The sequence below is a fragment of the Parageobacillus sp. NEAU-HV-2 genome, from assembly GCF_059115485.1.
The window spans coordinates 422,774-436,481 of record NZ_JBXUJJ010000001.1; the positions used below are offsets into that span (position 1 = coordinate 422,774).

Here is a 13,708-nt window from a genome sequence, read left to right on the forward strand (position 1 = left end):
GCATAGATGGCACAGCGCGAAAAGTAGGTGAATACACAAATTTGTTGCATACCCCCTTTTTTTCACATAATATATATAAAACAAAATAACTATCAGAAAATTTTGTATTTATCCAAAGGCTTTTCGGGATCATAGCGAAAGGGGTGCTTATGCACATGAAAAAAACAATGAATTCGGTGAAGCGTACGGACGGAGAGAAGCGCATGGCGGTATTGCGGCTAGAATTAGATTATGAGTTAGCGACGCTGTATGAAGCGATGATGGAAAACGATGAAGAAAAGAAAAAAGAATGCAAACGAAGATTGGAAAAACTGCGTCAAGAATTAATGCGCCTTCAAGTATGACAGCACATTTAAGGCGAACCACCTTCAGCGGTTCGTTTTTTTCTTGAAACGTGCCGGCGCCTCTTTCGCTAATGAAACATTTTTTATGCGTACATACTTCGCGGAAAGCAGGAGGTAGAATATGCAAAAAACAAAAACATGGGAAGAAATCGATCGTTATGCCCGACAATGGATAAAGGAAGCAGGAGCAAGAATCCGTGCTACATTTGCACAAAAGCTGACGGTGGAAACAAAATCGCACCGCAACGATCTCGTCACCAATGTCGATCGCGAAACAGAGCGCTTTTTTATTGAAAACATAAAAAAAACATTCCCCCACCATCACGTGCTAGGGGAAGAGGGGTTTGGCGATAACATCACCACCCTCGAAGGCATTGTCTGGATTATTGATCCGATCGATGGAACGATGAATTTTGTTCATCAGCAGCGAAACTTTGCGATTTCTATCGGCGTGTTTGAAAATGGAGTCGGAATGTTAGGATATGTGTACGATGTCGTGCAGGATGAACTGTATGCCGCGCGCAAAGGCGAAGGAGCGTTTTTGAACGATAAGCCGCTTCCCCCTTTAGAACCGGTATCTGTTTCCGAAGCGATCATCTCGTTAAATGCTACATGGGTAACAGAAAATAAACGAATCGATCCGAGCGTATTGGCTCCGCTCGTCAAAGATGTGAGAGGAACGCGTTCATACGGATCCGCGGCGCTCGAAATGGCATATGTCGCCGCAGGCTTCTTGGACGCCTATATTACGATGCGCCTGTCGCCGTGGGATTTCGCCGGTGGGCTTGTGCTTGTACAGGAAGTCGGCGGCATTGTGACAAATTTGTATGGTGAGCCGCTTCGTCTCCTGGAAAGAAACTCCGTATTTGTGTCAAAGCCGGGATTGCATGAAGAAATTTTACAAAAATACATTCATCATTAGAACGGGACAAACTAGGAAGTTGTCCCATTTTCTATAGCATTCCTTTTTCGCGCATTCGTTTTTTGCGGGCAAATCCGATGCCGACAATAACCAATAAAACGATGACGGATAAAATAACGCCGATAATGCTTTGTTCCGCGATAAAAATGCCGATGGCCATAATGGCGATGACCGCGAATATCGCCAATAAAAGCGGAATCGGTTGAATCTGTTTCATTTGTTTATTATTCTCCTTTCCTGTTGAGCGGTAAAATTTTGCGTTTTTCTTTAGTGTACAGGAAAATATGCCGCTTTTCTATCTTTATGATATAATAAACGAGCAGTTTACACATAGGAGTGACACACCTTGACAAAAAGAAGAGAAGATCTCCGCAATATTGCAATTATCGCACACGTAGACCATGGCAAAACAACGTTAGTGGATCAATTGCTGCGGCAGTCGGGAACGTTCCGTGAAAACGAACATGTAGAAGAACGTGCTTTGGACCGGAACGATTTGGAAAGAGAACGTGGGATTACCATTTTAGCCAAAAATACTGCCGTTCAGTATAAAGGGACGCGCATTAATATTTTAGATACGCCTGGCCATGCTGATTTCGGCGGGGAAGTAGAACGGATCATGCGGCTTGTCGATGGCGTTTTATTGGTTGTAGACGCCTATGAAGGCTGCATGCCGCAGACGCGCTTTGTGCTGAAAAAGGCGCTTGAGCAGCAGCTGACGCCTATTGTTGTCGTCAATAAAATTGACCGTGAGTTCGCGCGACCGGAGGAAGTCGTCGACGAAGTGATTGACTTATTTATTGAATTAGGAGCATCGGAAGATCAGCTCGAGTTTCCGGTTGTCTATACTTCGGCGCTGCACGGAACGGCGAGCTTGGATCCTCACGAGCAAGAGAAAGATATGAGCGTATTATTTGAAACGATTATCGATCATATTCCAGCGCCGTTGGATAATCGGGAGGAACCGCTACAATTTCAAGTGGCGCTGCTTGATTACAACGAGTACGTTGGGCGTATCGGTATCGGCCGTATCTTTCGCGGCACAATGAAAGTCGGACAGCAAGTGGCGCTAATGAAATTGGATGGTTCAGTGAAAACGTTCCGCGTCACCAAATTGTTTGGGTTTATCGGCTTAAAACGGATAGAAATTACCGAGGCAGAAGCAGGAGATATTGTCGCGGTGGCGGGAATGGAAGATATTAACGTCGGGGAAACGGTATGCCCGTTTGATCATCAAGAAGCATTGCCACCGCTTCGCATTGATGAACCGACTTTGAAAATGACGTTTTTAGTGAACAATAGCCCATTTGCCGGACGCGAAGGCAAATATGTTACGGCAAGAAAGCTAGAGGAACGCCTGCGTACCCAGCTCGAGACGGATGTCAGCCTGCGCGTGGAAAATACGGATTCTCCTGATGCGTGGATCGTTTCCGGGCGCGGCGAGCTTCATTTATCGATTTTGATTGAAAACATGCGTCGCGAGGGATATGAGTTGCAAGTGTCCAAGCCGGAAGTGATTATGAAAGAAATCGATGGCGTGCTTTGCGAGCCGGTGGAACGGGTCATCATTGATATTCCAGAAGAATATACCGGGGCAATTATGGAATCAATCGGGGCCCGCAAAGGCGAGCTGGTGGATATGGTCCATAATGAAAATGGACAAGTGCGCCTCGTCTTTATGGTGCCTTCGCGCGGATTGATTGGTTATCGAACGGAGTTTATGTCATTGACACGCGGATATGGAATTTTAAACCATTCGTTTGACCATTATGCACCGGCACAAAGTGGACAAGTAGGGGGTCGCCGCCAAGGAGTGCTCATTTCTATGGAAACCGGTAAAGCAACGGCGTATGGCATTATGCAGCTAGAAGACCGTGGAACGATTTTTGTCGAGCCGGGGACGGAGGTATATGAAGGAATGATTGTCGGTGAGCACAATCGCGAAAACGATTTGGTCGTCAATATTTGCCGGGAAAAACATATGACGAACATCCGCTCGTCGACAAAAGAGCAAACGGTCACCATGAAAAAGCCGCGTTTAATGACGCTTGAAGAAGCGCTTGAATACTTAAATGACGATGAGTATTGCGAAGTAACACCAAAGTCGATTCGCCTGCGCAAAAAAATACTAAATAAAAGCGAGCGCGAAAAGCTGGAGAAGAAAAAGAAAGCAGCACAGCAGGCGAAATAAGGGAGGGGATTTGGTGAATGTTTTAGAACGCCTCACATTTTTTGCGTCGTTATATAAAGTGGACGCAAATCCGGAGAAAGGGATGTGGCTGCTTTACATTACGATTTTCCTCTTGGCTGCCGTTGTGTACCGTCTCGGTTTTGCCAAGAAGCTTCCTTTGCTGAAAAACGTCATCATCTATGCGCTGTTGGCGTTAGGCTGCACGATTTTAACCTTTTTTGCCGTATTTTTGCCGATTGCGGAAGGATTGGTAATCGCCGCTCTCGTATTAATTATTTATAAAGTCCGCCTATACCAATCCAAAAAACACGAGATGAAAGAAGAAAAGTAAGGCGGTGAAACGGTGAAATCGTTGCAAGATGCCCTCTATAATTGGCTGACGATCTATGTGGTGGCCCAGGCGCGTCCAGACGATATGGCAGCGCAAGAGACAGCTTTCTTTTTTTACGAAATACTAAGGAACGATTTTCAAATTACTGGTCTAGAAGTAAACAAAGATGAAGCCGGGGAAATGTATATCGTTCACTACGAGCGGAACGGAGAAAAACAAGCGGCGCGGTTTCCAGTGGAGCTAATTGATGTGATGCTGAAGCAAATAGAAAACAATCCAGAAAAATATCGCAACTATCTTTCCTAAAAAGCCGGGTTTCCCCGGCTTTTTTAGTGTAAAACTCAAGATGATGCCGCCAGCAAGTCCTGAAAAAAGGCCGGCTAGATTGATCATTTACCATTCATCATCGGACAATGTGGAACGATATATACGAAATTTTCCAGTTGCTAGCCGTGCTTTCGTTTTTTCGGCGATGCGATCGTAACACTCCTTGCACATATAGGTGTGAATAGGGCGGTTGCGCAGCCGTTTTGCCAGCAGCGATTCATCAGCAATCGTATCAATTCGGTCGCAAAGAACGCATTTCACTCTCATTGTCCACCTCGTTGGTTCATGCAAATTTGTATCAGAAAATAAGGAAACTCCCACTTCAACCAATGGATTAGCAGATAGTGAGTTGACTTCATTATTATATCATGAATCCAAACATAGATGATACATATGCGGCAACGCGATGCCAAATAAAACGAGCCTAGCAAAGCTAGGCTCGTTATTTATTTAAGTATTCATTCGATTGTTTTTCTTGACGGTGATGGAGCTGTTGCTCTTCTTTCTTGTTTAGTTGCGAATCATTTTCATCGGTTGGCTCAGGTGGTGTCGTTTCCAATAAGTCGCTAGGCACTTCCGGCATGACCCGTCCGACGATGTCGGCAATTTCGTTCATAAATGCCTGAACAGGACGGCCGTTATCCACTTGGCTTGCGATGTTTTTCAAGCGGGCATACAGGTCAGGGTCAGCAATGATAATGGCGTTAGCTCCATAAGGATCTTTTTGCAGCGCTTCGGCAACGGAATATTTAATCGTTCCCACCCGCGAAGCATCCATATTTGCATCGATATCAATGCCAACAATGGCGTATTTTCCGACCACAAGCACGGTTGCATCGTTTACGTTTGGTACGCGGTCGGCTAAATTAGCGAGGCGGTGGGCAATGTTTTGGCCTGTCTTGTTCGTTATTTTTTCATTTGTCGAGTTTTTGACACGGACAAGCGAGCGTTCCGTGTCCTTGGCACGCTCATCATTTCCTATATTACATCCGCCCAATAGGCAAATGCATAAGGCAACCAACAAACACCGGATCCAGTTCATCATTTGCACACCTCTATCTCATTTTTTTACTTTATTTTGCAAACATTCTTCTATCTTTATGCATTTTTTCATATCTTATATAACAACCATTCCCGTCCAGGAAAGTAAAAAATGAAAAATGGGGAGAGTGGTAATTTGGGAAAAAAAATATATGTATTAGATACAAATGTGCTGCTGCAAGATCCATATTCCATCTTTTCATTTGAAGATAATGAGGTGGTCATTCCGGCGGTCGTGCTCGAGGAAGTCGATTCGAAAAAAAGGTACATGGATGAAGTTGGCAGAAACGCCCGGCAAGTATCGAAGCTGATCGACCGTCTGCGCGAAAACGGAAAGCTGCATGAAAAAATTCCGCTCGAAAACGGCGGAGTGCTGCGCATTGAATTAAATCATCGTTCTTTTCAGCAACTGCAGGAAATTTTTGTAGAAAAAACAAATGACAACCGCATTTTAGCGGTAGCAAAAAACTTATCTCTCGAGGAACAAGCAAAAGAAAATGGCCGTTCTGTTATTTTAGTCAGCAAGGATGCGCTTGTGCGCGTGAAGGCAGATGCAATTGGATTGCAGGCAGAAGATTTTTTAAGCGACCGTGTTGTCGATGTCGACCATATTTATACTGGTTTTCTCGAGTTATACATAGGGACAGAGCACCTGCAGCGGTTTTATGAAAAAGGAGAACTCGTTTTAGCCGACATTGCCAATCATCCTTTTTACCCAAACCAATTTATCATTATGAAAGATGCATTTGGCGGTTCCGCCTCTGCCATAGGCATTGTCGATCACAGCGGCAAAAAAGTGAAAAAGCTTGTGTTTCACTATGAACATATATGGGGGATTCGTCCGCGCAACGTGCAGCAAACGATGGCGTTTGAACTGCTTATGCGCGATGACATCCAGCTTGTCACCTTGATTGGCAAAGCGGGAACGGGAAAAACGCTGCTTGCTCTTGCGGCGGGATTGATGCAGACGGAAGATTTACGCACGTATAAAAAGCTGCTTGTCGCTAGGCCAATCGTCCCCATGGGAAAAGATATCGGCTTTTTGCCGGGGGAAAAAGAAGAAAAGCTGCGTCCATGGATGCAGCCGATTTTCGATAATTTAGAATACTTATTTAACACAAAAAAACCAGGGGAATTAGATGCGATTTTGGCGGGAATGGGTTCGATTGAAGTAGAAGCGCTCACCTATATACGCGGTCGCAGTCTGCCGGAGCAGTTTATTATTATTGATGAGGCACAAAATTTAACGAAACACGAAATAAAAACGATTTTAACGCGTGTCGGCGAGAAAAGTAAAATTGTTTTGATGGGCGATCCGGAGCAAATTGATCACCCATATTTGGATGAATACAACAATGGTCTCACGTACGTCGTGGAGAAATTTAAAGACCAGAAAATCGCCGGGCACGTCCGTCTGATCAAAGGAGAGCGCTCGGCATTGGCGCAGCTTGCTGCGGATATATTGTAAAAAAGTTGGATGTCCCGCATCGCGGGACATCCAGCCTTAACGGACAACAAAGCGGCGGACATGGGTAATTGGCGCTTCGCGGTTGGAACCGTCGCCAAAATAAAAATGTACGGGCCCGTCTTCTCGCAGCGGTTTTCCCTCTTTGGAAAAGCCGAGAATCGCTTCATAAGCTTGTTCAAGCGAAATCGTTATTTCGCCATGCTCGGTTACGATTGTCAGCTCTTTTGCATCCGGTAGCGGCTCCGCATTGCGCAAAAAGGGAGCGAGCGGCATTGCAAACGTCCCTGTAATGATTTTTTCCTTCAAAAAGCGTTTTTCTGTGTTTAACGTTGGCGGAAAAACGGCACCTTCCTGGATTTCTCGGTCCCAAAAAGCAGATAACTTTTTGATTTCCTCTTCTTCTTCCTGTTGTTCATGTTGCTGCCCATGGGAAGGGTTTAAAAAGTATGTGTCTAAATCTATTTTACGGTCATCAAAAATCCATACTCCCGGATCCAACGTAATGGTAAACTTTACATTTCCTGTTATAAGAATAATATCGTTCATTTTCGATCCTCTCCTCTACATCAGCTGCTGTTTTTTAGTATAATGGTAAATGGATAGTTTGTCATGTGCAAGGTATGTTCATATTTTTTCCTATCTATGAGGAGAAGGTTTACGATTGACGCTCAAGGCAGTTCATTCGCTTCGATAATCACAATTGACAAGTGTTTCAACTTGCAAAATTGCCCGTTTCACGTTAAGATTTAAAGAAGGATTAGGGGAGAACGGAGGGATCGATGTGGCAGACGAGGCCATTAACTATCGTGAAAAAGCGTACGCGCTCCTGCAAGCGGATGCCGATAAAATTGTAAAGTTAATTCAAGTGCAAATGGATAATTTGACAATGCCGCAATGTCCACTCTATGAAGAAGTGCTGGATACGCAAATGTTCGGTTTATCACGGGAAATTGATTTTGCCGTTCGCCTCGGTCTGGTGGACGAGAAGGAAGGCAAAGCGCTGCTTGACCGGCTCGAACGCGAGCTTTCCGCATTGCATGAGGCGGTAACAAAAAAGCGCGTACGATAAAAATAAATCATTAACTCAAACGGTTGGCAAACACAATCGTTTGAGTTTTTCTGTTTTTAAGAAGGAAAACAACGGGCAATTACGAATGATTTTAATGTACATACTAGCAAATAAGGAAGAGGAATGATGGATAAGGAACTCATTAAAAAGGTGCTAAAATGTTACGACTATCCGCTGATTATCGCAGTTGTGATGCTGTCGCTGTTCGGTTTGATCATGGTCTATAGTTCGAGCATGATCGCTGCGGTCATTCGCTTTGAAGTGCCGAGCGACTATTTTTACGAGCGGCAAAAGCTATGGCTTGTTATAGCATTTATCGGATTTTTCATCACACTGCTTGTTCCTTATAAAGTATGGGCGAAGGAAAAATTAGTGAAATGGATCTTTTTTGTCTCCCCGCTCCTGTTAATCGCGGTGGCGTTTCTTGGACATACGGCGAACAACGCGACAAGCTGGTTTCGGGTCGGCATGTTAAGCATACAGCCAGCCGAACTGGTGAAGCTCGGGCTGATCGTTTACTTAGCGTCAGCATTTGCCAATAAACAAAAAAGATTATCCCAGCCTGTAAAAAGCAATTTATTTCCGATTTACTATACGTTGTTTATCTGTTTTTTAATTGCGATTCAGCCCGATTTTGGCACAGCGCTGATTGTATTGGCGATCGCTTCATGTTTAATTTTGTCATCAGGGCTGCGGCTTCGTTTGTTGTTTAAGCAGCTGCTGTTCTTTACGCTTATATTCATTGTCATGTCCCCAATTATTATCCCAGTCCTTGGTGATAAAATTTTTTCTAAGGAGCGGATGTCACGGATTTATAGTTTTTTAGATCCGTTTAAATATGCCAATGACGAGGGGTTCCAACTCGTTAATTCGTATTTGGCAATTGGATTAGGAGGAATAAAAGGATTAGGACTAGGAAAAAGCATTCAAAAATACGGATATTTGCCTGAGTCGCATACCGATTTCATTATGTCGATTATCTCGGAAGAATTAGGTCTTTTTGGTGTAGTGTTTACCTTGGGGATTTTAGCATTTATCGTATTGCGGGGATTATGGATTGCACGAAAATGCAACGATGCGTTCGGCAGTCTGCTTGCGATTGGTATTTCGGTGATGATCGGGATTCAAACGTTTATTAATGTTGGCGGTGTAGTCGGAGTCATTCCGATTACCGGGGTTCCGCTGCCGCTCGTTAGTTATGGCGGTTCTTCGCTGATTTTGTTTATGACTTCGCTTGGAATGCTTGTCAATATCTCGATGTTTACGAAATACGAAGATTATAAAAGAAAGGCAAAGACAGTGCAAAAATTGCAAAAAAAAGGTCTGACTTTTTAGAGAACATATTTACAAAAAGCGAAAACCGTTATAGTTTTATTAGAAAGGAGGAGAGGAGAAACATATGAAAATGCGTCGAATTAACAAAGTACTTGTCGCCAATCGTGGAGAAATTGCGATTCGTGTCTTCCGTGCCTGCACGGAGCTTGGCATTCGTACCGTGGCGATTTACTCGAAGGAAGACACTGGTTCTTATCATCGTTATAAAGCGGATGAAGCGTATTTAGTCGGCGAAGGGAAAAAACCGATTGAAGCCTATCTAGATATCGAGGGCATTATTGAAATTGCTAAAGCCCACGATGTCGATGCAATTCATCCAGGCTACGGATTTCTTTCGGAAAATATTCAATTCGCCAAACGATGCCGAGAAGAAGGGATTATTTTTATCGGCCCGAATGAAGAGCATTTAGATATGTTCGGCGATAAAGTAAAAGCCCGCCATCAGGCGGAATTAGCTGGGATTCCGGTCATTCCGGGAAGCGACGGGCCGGTGCATAGTTTGGAAGAGGTCGTGCGCTTTGCGGAAACGTATGGCTATCCGATCATTATTAAAGCGGCCTTAGGCGGCGGCGGCCGCGGCATGCGCATCGTCCGGTCGAAATCGGAAGTAAAAGAAGCGTTCGAGCGCGCCAAATCGGAAGCGAAAGCGGCGTTTGGCAGCGATGATGTATACGTGGAAAAATTGATTGAAAAACCGAAACATATTGAAGTGCAAATTTTAGGAGATTACGAAGGAAATATCGTCCACCTTTATGAACGGGACTGCTCCGTGCAGCGCCGTCATCAAAAAGTGGTAGAAGTGGCGCCGAGCGTCTCGCTATCGGATGAATTGCGGCAAAGAATATGTGAAGCTGCGGTCAAGCTTATGAAAAATGTAGGCTACGTGAACGCGGGAACGGTAGAGTTTCTCGTATCCGGCAACGATTTTTATTTCATCGAAGTCAATCCGCGCATTCAAGTGGAACATACGATTACGGAAATGATCACCGGAATCGATATCGTCCAATCGCAAATTTTGATTGCCGCAGGATATTCGCTTCATAGCAAAGAGGTTGGCATTCCAAAGCAAGAAGATATTCGCATTAACGGATATGCGATTCAGTCGCGCGTAACGACGGAAGATCCGCTTAACAATTTTATGCCGGATACCGGAAAAATTATGGCATACCGTTCTGGCGGCGGCTTTGGCGTACGCTTAGACGCGGGCAACGGTTTCCAAGGAGCAGTGATTACGCCGTATTACGATTCTTTGCTTGTGAAATTATCCACATGGGCGCTCACGTTTGAGCAAGCAGCAAGAAAAATGTTGCGAAACTTGCGGGAGTTCCGAATCCGTGGAATTAAAACAAATATTCCATTTTTAGAAAATGTCGTGCAGCATCCAAAATTTTTATCGGGAGAATATGATACGTCGTTTATTGATACGACGCCGGAACTGTTCGTCTTCCCACGCCGGAAAGACCGCGGCACGAAGATGTTGACGTATATCGGAACCGTTACGGTAAACGGCTTTCCTGGAATCGGGAAAAAGAAAAAACCGGTATTTGATAAACCGCGCATCCCGAAAGTCAGTTATGCTGAACCGGTTTCGGGCGGGACGAAGAAAATTTTAGAGGAAAAGGGGCCAGAAGGGCTCGTACAATGGATAAAAGAGCAGGACCGCGTATTGCTGACGGATACGACATTCCGCGACGCCCATCAATCGTTGCTGGCGACGCGCGTGCGTACGGTCGATTTGGCTCGCATCGCCGAACCGACGGCGCACCTGTTGCCAAATTTGTTCTCACTTGAAATGTGGGGCGGGGCGACGTTTGACGTTGCGTACCGCTTCTTAAAAGAAGATCCGTGGGACCGCTTGTTAAAATTGCGGGAACGAATTCCAAATATTTTATTCCAAATGCTGCTGCGCTCTGCCAACGCTGTCGGTTACAAAAACTATCCAGATAATGTCATTCGCGAATTTGTCGAAAAATCAGCACAAGCGGGCATTGACGTATTCCGCATTTTTGACAGCTTAAACTGGGTAAAAGGAATGACGGTGGCCATTGACGCCGTTCGGCAAACCGGCAAAATTGCCGAAGCGGCCGTTTGCTATACAGGAGATATTTTAGATCCGGGCCGTCCGAAGTATAATCTCGATTACTATAAAACGATCGCCAAAGAGTTGGAGCAAGCGGGAGCGCATATTTTGGCAATTAAAGATATGGCTGGCTTATTGAAGCCGGAGGCGGCTTATGTGCTTATTTCCGCGTTGAAAGAAACGGTGGATATTCCAATTCATCTTCATACGCATGATACGAGCGGCAACGGTATTTATATGTATGCCAAAGCGATTGAAGCGGGCGTCGATATTGTCGATGTCGCCGTCAGCTCGATGGCGGGCTTGACGTCGCAACCGAGCGCCAATACGCTTTATTACGCATTAGAAGGCACAGAGCGCGCGCCACAGATTAATATCCAGGGACTAGAACAGCTTTCCCGTTATTGGGAAGATGTGCGGAAGTTTTATCAAGAATTTGAAAGCGGCATGAATTCTCCACATACGGAAGTGTATATGCATGAAATGCCGGGCGGACAATACAGTAACCTGCAGCAGCAGGCTAAAGCGGTTGGGCTTGGTGACCGCTGGGATGAAGTGAAAGAAATGTACCGCCGTGTCAATGACTTGTTCGGCGATATCGTTAAAGTAACGCCATCATCTAAAGTCGTCGGCGATATGGCGCTTTATATGGTGCAAAATAATTTGACGGAACAAGATATTTTCGAGCGCGGCGAAACGCTTGACTTCCCGGATTCGGTTGTGGAGTTCTTTGAAGGATATTTAGGACAGCCGCACGGCGGATTCCCGAAAGAATTGCAGCGCATTATTTTAAAAGGGCGCGAGCCGATTACCGTTCGGCCTGGGGAATTGCTAGAGCCAGTAGATTTTGACCATTTAAGAGAAGAATTATACCATACTCTTGACCGCGAAGTGACCGATTTTGATGTGCTGGCCTATGCCCTTTACCCGAAAGTATTTTTAGAATATGCGGAAACAGTTAAAAAATATGGCGATATTTCGGTGTTGGACACACCGACTTTCCTATATGGAATGCGCCTTGGCGAAGAAATCGAAGTAGAAATCGAAAAAGGGAAAACGCTCATTGTCAAGCTCGTTTCGATCGGGCAGCCGCAGGCGGACGGAACGCGGGTCGTCTACTTTGAATTAAACGGACAGCCGCGCGAAGTGATTATCCGCGATGAAAGCATTAAATCGGCAGTCGTCGAACGCATTAAAGCAGACCGTGCCAATCCGAATCATATTGCGGCGACGATGCCGGGAACGGTCGTGAAAGTGCTCGTTGAAAAAGGCGAAAAAGTGAACAAAGGCGACCATTTAATGATTACGGAAGCGATGAAGATGGAAACGACGGTGCAGGCGCCATTCTCGGGCATTGTCAAAGACATTTATGTAAAAAATGGTGATGCTATTCAAGCGGGAGATTTATTAATTGAATTGACGAAATAAAATAAAAGCGCTTGGGTTTGCCCCAAGCGCTTTTATTTTAGCAATATCGATGGACCGTATTGTTTTTGCTGGGGTGTTTCCCCCACTTTTAGCTTATGATGTTTGCTTCGTAAAGCAAGCATCATTAAATAGCTAAGCACTCCGAACAAGCAGGAAATGAAAAAGGCGTGTGCCAAAGCAATATACAAATTTAACTGCGTAAATACGATGAGCGCTCCCGTTGTCATTTGTGCTAAAGCAAGGACGAGGGAAACCATCCAGCCATAATAAATGACACGTTGGTGTCTATAATGTTTTACCGCACGGATGGTTGCAATCGCAATCCAGATAATAATAAGCGCTGCAGCAAGGCGGTGTCCCATTTGCACCCATTCATGAAGCTGCACAGGAATGATGCGTGTTTTGGAGCAAAGCGGCCAGCTTGGACATGCTAAATTTGCCTTCATGTGGCGGACCAATGCGCCGGTATAAACAACGATATAAGAATAAGTGGTGACGCCGTAAATATGAAATTTCATTGTTCGATCCAATACGAGCGACTCGGCATCAAATTTTTTGTCGATTTCAAAAATAAGCAGCGTTAGCAAAAAAACGGCTGCGAACGAAATGAGGGAGATGCCGAAATGCAGCGCAAGGACGAAATCAGATTGCCCCCAGACGACGGCGGCGGCGCCGATTAATCCTTGCAACACGAGAAAGACAAAGGAAACGATCGCTAAAAACTTTGTTTCGCGAATATGCCCGATCGCCCGCCATACCCAGACAGATAGGACAAGCACCATTATTCCAGCTAAACCAGATACGAGCCGATGGCTTAATTCGATAACGAGTTCAGGGGTAATTTGCGAAGGGATTAACTGGCCATGGCAAAGCGGCCATGATCGTCCGCACCCCATGCCGGATTCGGTTTTTGTTACGAGTGCTCCGCCGATGAGGACAAATAGCATTGCCAATGTCGTAGTCGATGCAAACCACTTTAAAGAACGCTGCAAAATCTTCACCTTCTTGTATTGTGAAATCATTATCTTGTCAATAATTTTAGAAGTATACATTTATCTTACAATAAAAACGGCAATTTAGCTAAATACAATTTTACATGATGATGCGCAGAAAAACAAAATGTCGTTTACATATTGAATATGTTGAATAAGTTTGTTAGAAATATTAATGGG

The 13,708-nt window shown here is 44.8% G+C and carries 14 protein-coding genes; 9 read left to right on the forward strand and 5 right to left on the reverse strand.

Annotation, left to right across the window (positions count from 1 at the left end):
• Positions 1 to 155: 155 nt before the first annotated feature.
• Positions 156 to 344 carry a YkzI domain-containing protein gene (locus AC1WMD_RS02330; protein WP_017434648.1) on the forward strand — a complete coding sequence of 63 codons (189 nt, stop codon included), beginning with the start codon at positions 156 to 158 and terminating at the stop codon, positions 342 to 344.
• A gap of 121 nt (positions 345 to 465) precedes the next feature.
• A complete protein-coding gene (locus AC1WMD_RS02335) occupies positions 466 to 1,266 on the forward strand; it encodes an inositol monophosphatase family protein (RefSeq protein WP_043903980.1) in 801 nt (266 codons plus the stop codon).
• Between the two features lie 31 nt (positions 1,267 to 1,297).
• On the opposite strand, the gene AC1WMD_RS02340 is transcribed toward AC1WMD_RS02335, so the two are convergent.
• Positions 1,298 to 1,483: a DUF5325 family protein gene (locus AC1WMD_RS02340; RefSeq protein WP_043903981.1), complete on the reverse strand. Its 186-nt coding sequence runs from the start codon at positions 1,481 to 1,483 to the stop codon at positions 1,298 to 1,300.
• A 129-nt stretch (positions 1,484 to 1,612) separates the two neighbouring features.
• Here AC1WMD_RS02340 and typA point away from each other — a divergent pair, with 129 nt between their 5' ends.
• Genes typA through AC1WMD_RS02355 form a run of 3 tightly spaced genes read left to right on the forward strand, consistent with a single transcriptional unit; the run spans position 1,613 to position 4,094 of the window.
• The gene (typA, locus tag AC1WMD_RS02345; protein WP_494255880.1) at positions 1,613 to 3,457 is read left to right on the forward strand and encodes a translational GTPase TypA; all 1,845 of its coding nucleotides are present in this window, start codon (positions 1,613 to 1,615) and stop codon (positions 3,455 to 3,457) included.
• Between the two features lie 13 nt (positions 3,458 to 3,470).
• On the forward strand, positions 3,471 to 3,788 hold the full coding sequence (locus AC1WMD_RS02350; protein ID WP_043903983.1) for a YlaH-like family protein: 318 nt from the start codon (positions 3,471 to 3,473) through the stop codon (positions 3,786 to 3,788).
• Positions 3,789 to 3,800: 12 nt separating this feature from the next.
• Entirely contained in the window at positions 3,801 to 4,094 is a 294-nt protein-coding gene (locus tag AC1WMD_RS02355) for a hypothetical protein (RefSeq protein ID WP_043903984.1), read from the forward strand.
• An 87-nt stretch (positions 4,095 to 4,181) separates the two neighbouring features.
• Here the strand turns inward: AC1WMD_RS02355 and AC1WMD_RS02360 are convergent, their stop codons facing one another.
• Positions 4,182 to 4,382, reverse strand: a complete 201-nt coding sequence (locus AC1WMD_RS02360) for a YlaI family protein (protein WP_043903985.1) — start codon at positions 4,380 to 4,382, stop codon at positions 4,182 to 4,184.
• Positions 4,383 to 4,557: 175 nt separating this feature from the next.
• Positions 4,558 to 5,157 (reverse strand): YhcN/YlaJ family sporulation lipoprotein, encoded by a 600-nt coding sequence (locus AC1WMD_RS02365; RefSeq protein WP_043903986.1) that lies wholly within the window; start codon positions 5,155 to 5,157, stop codon positions 4,558 to 4,560.
• Positions 5,158 to 5,292: 135 nt separating this feature from the next.
• Between AC1WMD_RS02365 and AC1WMD_RS02370 the strand changes: the two genes are divergently transcribed.
• Positions 5,293 to 6,624 carry a PhoH family protein gene (locus AC1WMD_RS02370; protein WP_052351418.1) on the forward strand — a complete coding sequence of 444 codons (1,332 nt, stop codon included), beginning with the start codon at positions 5,293 to 5,295 and terminating at the stop codon, positions 6,622 to 6,624.
• A 36-nt stretch (positions 6,625 to 6,660) separates the two neighbouring features.
• Here the strand turns inward: AC1WMD_RS02370 and AC1WMD_RS02375 are convergent, their stop codons facing one another.
• A complete protein-coding gene (locus AC1WMD_RS02375) occupies positions 6,661 to 7,170 on the reverse strand; it encodes a hypothetical protein (protein WP_043903988.1) in 510 nt (169 codons plus the stop codon).
• 229 nt (positions 7,171 to 7,399) lie between these two features.
• Here AC1WMD_RS02375 and AC1WMD_RS02380 point away from each other — a divergent pair, with 229 nt between their 5' ends.
• The 3 genes from AC1WMD_RS02380 (at position 7,400) to pyc (ending at position 12,536) form a co-directional block, all read left to right on the forward strand.
• A complete protein-coding gene (locus AC1WMD_RS02380; protein ID WP_409994235.1) occupies positions 7,400 to 7,693 on the forward strand; it encodes an Fpa/YlaN family protein in 294 nt (97 codons plus the stop codon).
• A gap of 126 nt (positions 7,694 to 7,819) precedes the next feature.
• On the forward strand, positions 7,820 to 9,028 hold the full coding sequence (locus AC1WMD_RS02385; protein WP_043903990.1) for an FtsW/RodA/SpoVE family cell cycle protein: 1,209 nt from the start codon (positions 7,820 to 7,822) through the stop codon (positions 9,026 to 9,028).
• Positions 9,029 to 9,092: 64 nt separating this feature from the next.
• Positions 9,093 to 12,536: a pyruvate carboxylase gene (gene pyc / locus AC1WMD_RS02390; RefSeq protein ID WP_494255881.1), complete on the forward strand. Its 3,444-nt coding sequence runs from the start codon at positions 9,093 to 9,095 to the stop codon at positions 12,534 to 12,536.
• Between the two features lie 32 nt (positions 12,537 to 12,568).
• Here the strand turns inward: pyc and AC1WMD_RS02395 are convergent, their stop codons facing one another.
• Positions 12,569 to 13,528, reverse strand: a complete 960-nt coding sequence (locus AC1WMD_RS02395) for a COX15/CtaA family protein (RefSeq protein WP_494255882.1) — start codon at positions 13,526 to 13,528, stop codon at positions 12,569 to 12,571.
• Positions 13,529 to 13,708 lie beyond the last annotated feature (180 nt).

Bases quoted from the DNA above. Each gene is read 5' to 3' on its own strand.
- AC1WMD_RS02335 (WP_043903980.1), top strand. From the start codon at position 466: ATGCAAAAAACAAAAACATGGGAAGAAATCGATCGTTATGCCCGACAA.
- pyc (WP_494255881.1), top strand. From the start codon at position 9,093: ATGAAAATGCGTCGAATTAACAAAGTACTTGTCGCCAATCGTGGAGAA.
- AC1WMD_RS02360 (WP_043903985.1), bottom strand. From the start codon at position 4,382: ATGAGAGTGAAATGCGTTCTTTGCGACCGAATTGATACGATTGCTGAT.
- AC1WMD_RS02340 (WP_043903981.1), bottom strand. From the start codon at position 1,483: ATGAAACAGATTCAACCGATTCCGCTTTTATTGGCGATATTCGCGGTC.
- AC1WMD_RS02375 (WP_043903988.1), bottom strand. From the start codon at position 7,170: ATGAACGATATTATTCTTATAACAGGAAATGTAAAGTTTACCATTACG.
- AC1WMD_RS02385 (WP_043903990.1), top strand. From the start codon at position 7,820: ATGGATAAGGAACTCATTAAAAAGGTGCTAAAATGTTACGACTATCCG.
- AC1WMD_RS02330 (WP_017434648.1), top strand. From the start codon at position 156: ATGAAAAAAACAATGAATTCGGTGAAGCGTACGGACGGAGAGAAGCGC.
- AC1WMD_RS02365 (WP_043903986.1), bottom strand. From the start codon at position 5,157: ATGAACTGGATCCGGTGTTTGTTGGTTGCCTTATGCATTTGCCTATTG.